The organism is Agromyces sp. NPDC058126, from assembly GCF_042884595.1.
Lineage (GTDB): Bacteria > Actinomycetota > Actinomycetes > Actinomycetales > Microbacteriaceae > Agromyces.
In genome coordinates this window covers 764,079-768,577 of record NZ_JBHVTS010000003.1, presented here as the reverse complement: position 1 = coordinate 768,577, position 4,499 = coordinate 764,079, and the positions used below count along the sequence as shown (strand labels likewise).

Here is a 4,499-nt window from a genome sequence, read left to right as displayed (position 1 = left end):
GTGTTCCGTGGTCGCCGGTACGACACGGGCGACAAGCTGGACTACATCAAGGCCGTGATCCAGCTCGCGGTCGATCGTGACGACCTCGGCGCCGACCTCCGCTCCTGGCTCATCGACTACACCGCAGACCTCGACGCAGCCGGCTGAGCCGCCGCGGCGACATCGACGGGATGCCTCGGTCGAGGCATCCCGTCGTCGTCTCAGGCGTTCGCGTCACTCACCCGATCAGTCGTCGTCGCCGCCGGCCGCCATCGGGTCGGGGATCTCCTCGGGCCGGTACTTCGGCAGGCGCGACGCGGGCAGCGCGGCCGCCGCGCTGAGCCCGGCGAGCACGAGGAATCCGAGCCGCAGGGTGTTCAGCCGCTCCTCCTCGTTGATCTCGACGGCGGCGTCGACCTGCTCGGGCGTGGCGCTCGTCTCCTCGAACGCCGCGCGCAGCTCGTCGTTGCTGATGAAGTTCACCTGGGCGAGCCCGACCTCGGCCTTGAGCTCCTCGGGCAGCTCGGGGTGCTCGATCGCCGCCTGCGTGAAGTTGAGGGTCAGCATCGTGACGAGCAGGGCCCCCATCACGGCCGTGCCGACCGCGCTCGCGAGATTCTGCGTCGTGCCGCGGATGGAGCCCACGTCGCCCGCGAGCTCCTTCGGCGCGGCGGTGACGAGCACGTTGAACACGAGCGTGACGAGCGCGCCCTGCCCGATGCCGAAGACGATGAGGCCGAGGATCGTCGGCACCGTCTCCCAGTTGTTGGTGACGACGAAGGCGAGCCAGACGAGGGCGACCGTCGTCAGGCCGAACGAGAACAGGGCGATCACGCGGGGGCTGAACCGGCGGTAGAAGCGCACGATGAGCGTCGCCGTGACGAAGACGGTCAGGTTGAACGGCATCATCGCGAGCGAGGTGTCGAACGGCGTCCGCCCCTGCACGACCTGGATGTAGGTGGGCACCGTGAAGTTCACGGCCGCCTCCATCGCGACGATGATGAACATCGCGTAGACGGCGGCGCGCTCGGTGGGCTCGGAGAGCACGCTCAGGTCGACGAGCGGCACCCGGCCGAGGCGCATCCGCCGTCGGGTCCACAGGAAGAACGCCTGGCCGAGCACGATGCCGGCGACGACGAAGACGGGGGCCGGCGAGAGTCCGAGGATCGTGAACGGCGCCTCGGGCGAGGCGAGCAGGATGCCCCACGCGTTGAGGTTGTTGAAGCCGAGCGTGAGCAGCACGATCGCCGCGCCGATGAGCACGGAGGCGACGAGGTCGATGCGGATGCCCGGGTTGCCCCGGTCGCCGCGCAGCCTGAAGCTGAGCGCGAAGACGGTGACGGCGAGGCCGAGCGTGATGAAGAAGATCGGCCGCCAGCCGACGAGGGTGCCGAGCGTGCCGCCGATGAGGAAGGCGCTGATGCCCGAGAACGCCCGCGCCGAGCCGAGCGAGCCCACCGCGGTCGCCTGCTGGGCGCCGCGGTAGTTCTCGGCGATGAGGGCCACGAGGGCGGGCACGATGATGGCGGCGGATGCCCCGGCGAGCACCTGCCCCGCGATCGCCCACTCGATCGTCGTCGAGAGGATCATCATCACGGACGAGACCGCGAAGACGGCGACCACGATGCGGAAGATGAGCACCCAGCCCACGCGCTGGCCGAGCTTCGCGCCCGTCATGACGAGGGCGGCGACGGCGAGGCCGTAGACGACGATCGTGGTGCTCGCGACGGTCGGCGGCACGCCGAAGTCCTCGACCATGCCGCCGAGCGAGATCGGCAGCGCGGCGACGTTGAACGACATCAGCACCTGGGCGAGGAAGAGCCCCACCATGGGGGCCCACGAGCGGCGCTCCTCGGTGGCGACGGCAGTGGCGGCGTGATCGGTCATCGTGCGCTCCTTCGTCCGCGATCGCAATCCGAGCCTCACTCTGCTCCTCCACGGGGCGCGGTGCGGTGTTCGACGCGCAGTCGTCGCCGGATCCGAGCTTTCGGTGCTCGCCGCGGACGCCCGATCGCACGAGCCGCCGGGGCGTCACGTGACGCCGCCGAGTTGCGCCGACCCCGCGCCTTTGTCACGCTGAGAGACGTGCCGTCACACTCGCGCTCCGCGTTCGCGGGCCTCTCCGTGAAGCGCCTCGCCCTCCTCGCCGGCGGCGCGCTCGTGCTGCTCGCCGTGGCCGTGCTCGTCGCCCGGGGGCTGCGCACGCTCCCCGGAGTGCAGGACTTCGTCGCCGAGTACCCGGGTCACAGCCCGCTGCCCGAGGGTGCGCCCGTCGGCATCCCCGCGTGGCTCGGCTGGCAGCACTTCTTCAACGCCTTCTTCCTCGTGATGCTCGTGCGCACCGGCCTCATCGTGCGCTCGAAGGCGCGCCCGCCCGCATTCTGGACGCGCGACAACACCCGCTGGCCGCGCACGAAGGGCGCTCCGCGGCGCCTCGGCATCTCGGTGTGGCTGCACCTCGTCGTCGACGCCTTCTGGGTGCTCAACGGCGTCGTCTACATCGTGCTGCTCTTCGCGACCGGCCAATGGGTGCGCATCCTGCCGACGAGCTGGGAGGTCGTGCCCGGCTCGATCTCGGTCGTGCTGCAGTACCTCTCGCTCGACTGGCCCACCGAGAACTCGTGGGTGGCGTACAACGATGCGCAGGTGCTCGCCTACTTCGCGGTCGTCTTCATCGCCTCGCCGCTCGCCATCCTCACGGGGCTGCGGCTCTCGCCCGGCTGGCCGCTCGAGGGCCGCCTCGCGACCGCGGTGCCCGAGCGCTTCGCGCGGGCCCTGCACTACCCGGTGATGCTGTTCTTCCTGCTCTTCACCTTCGCGCACGTCGTGCTCGTGCTCACGACAGGTGCGCTGCGCAACCTCAACCACATGTACGCGTCGCGCGAGTCCGACGACTGGGTCGGGTTCGCGATCTTCGCCGTCTCGATCCTCGTCATGATCGGCGGATGGGTGCTCGCGCGACCGCTCTTGCTCGTGCCCGCAGCCGAGCGCTTCGGGCAGGTGCGCCGGATGCCCCAGACGCCGCCCGCGCCGAAGCGCACCGCCGTCCGGGGCTGACCCGGCCCCCGCTCAGCCGACGACCCGGAGGCCGTCGGCGACGACCCGGAGCCCGTCGGCGACGACCCGGCCGTGGTGGAGCACCGTGCGATCGGAGCCGCGGTCCATGACGGCGCTCGTGGGCGTCTCGCCGTCGAGCAGCACGAGATCGGCCCGGTCACCGACCGCGAGACCCGGGCGGTCGCCGACTCCGGCGAGGCGGGGCGAGACGTGGTCCATGATGCTCGCGCCGCCCATCGTCGCGATCGCGAGGCAGTGCTCGACGAGCTCGTCGCGCCGGAACCCGCGCGTGAACGCGAGCTGCCAGGTGCGGTCGAGCAGGTCGCAGTTGCCGTACGGGCTCCAGTAGTCGCGCTGGCCGTCCTCGCCGAGGCCGACGCGCACGCCGGACTCGGCGAGGTCGACGAGCGAGAGCTGGCCGGAGGCCGCGGGTGCGACGGTGGCGAGGGCGATGTCGAGCTCGGCGAAGCCGTCGATGAGACGTCGGCTCGTGGCATCCGACACCGAACCGAGGCTGTACGCGTGCGACATGGTGACCTTGCCCTGCATGCCGAGCGCGCGGGTCCGCTCCATCACGAGCTCGGTGCTGAACACTCCGAGCTCGCCCGGTTCGTGCAGGTGGATGTCGACCTCGACGTGGTACTTCTCGGCGAGGTCGAAGACGAGGTCGAGGTGGCGCGCCGGGTCGCGATCGAGCTCGCACGGGTCGATGCCGCCGACGACGTCGGCCCCCGCCGCGAGCGCCGCCTCGAGGATCTCGACCGAGCCCGGCTCGCGCAGCAGCCCGGCCTGCGGGAAGGCGATGACCTGCACCTCGGCGAGGTCGGTGAAGCGCTCCTTCGCGGCCGTCACGGCCTCGAAGCGTTCGAGCCCGCAGTCGACGTCGACCTGCGCGTAGCTGCGGACGCGGGTGGTGCCGTGGGCGACCATGCGCTCGAGGGTGCCCGCGACGCGCTCGGGCAGCGGCACCTCGGCGTCGCGCCAGTTCGCGCGGTCGTTCATCACCATCGCCCAGACGCCGGGGGCGCCGGTGTGCGGCCGGAACGGCAGCCCGATGCGGGTCGAGTCGAGGTGCACGTGCACGTCGCTGAACGCGGGCAGCAGCAGGCGGCCACGACCGTCGAGCTGATCCGTACCGGGTGGGGTCGAGTCGTGCGAGTTCTCGAACTGCGCCCGCGCCGCGGCGTCGTGGGGGAGGACCTCGGCGATGCGTCCGTCGAGGACGCGGACATCGGCTGCGGCGCCGCCCCAGGGGCGGACGTTCCGGATGAGCATGCGACGACCTTTCGTTGGCGGTTGGCGGTTGGCGGTTGGCGGTTGGCGATCGGTGATCGGTGCTGTGTTCGCCGGGTGGCCCCGCGGGGGCGGGCCCCCCCCCCCCCCCCCCGGGGTGGGCCCCCGGGGGGGTGGGGCCCGCGGGGGGGGGGGGGGGGCGCGCCCGGCGGGGGGGCCGCGCGGGCAAA

At 71.8% G+C, this 4,499-nt stretch carries 3 protein-coding genes and 1 pseudogene; 2 read left to right on the top strand and 2 right to left on the bottom strand.

Features of this window, described 5'->3' with window-relative positions; all coding sequences use genetic code 11:
• Positions 1 to 147: pseudogene (locus ACFVTR_RS12615) on the top strand (UTP--glucose-1-phosphate uridylyltransferase); the annotation flags it as partial.
• Between the two features lie 78 nt (positions 148 to 225).
• Here the strand turns inward: ACFVTR_RS12615 and ACFVTR_RS12610 are convergent.
• Positions 226 to 1,866: an MFS transporter gene (locus tag ACFVTR_RS12610; RefSeq protein WP_387037726.1), complete on the bottom strand. Its 1,641-nt coding sequence runs from the start codon at positions 1,864 to 1,866 to the stop codon at positions 226 to 228.
• A gap of 198 nt (positions 1,867 to 2,064) precedes the next feature.
• Between ACFVTR_RS12610 and ACFVTR_RS12605 the strand changes: the two genes are divergently transcribed.
• A complete protein-coding gene (locus tag ACFVTR_RS12605) occupies positions 2,065 to 3,036 on the top strand; it encodes a cytochrome b/b6 domain-containing protein (protein ID WP_387037724.1) in 972 nt (323 codons plus the stop codon).
• A 12-nt stretch (positions 3,037 to 3,048) separates the two neighbouring features.
• Here the strand turns inward: ACFVTR_RS12605 and ACFVTR_RS12600 are convergent, their stop codons facing one another.
• Positions 3,049 to 4,311 (bottom strand): amidohydrolase family protein, encoded by a 1,263-nt coding sequence (locus ACFVTR_RS12600; protein ID WP_387037723.1) that lies wholly within the window; start codon positions 4,309 to 4,311, stop codon positions 3,049 to 3,051.
• Between the last annotated feature and the right edge of the window lie 188 nt (positions 4,312 to 4,499).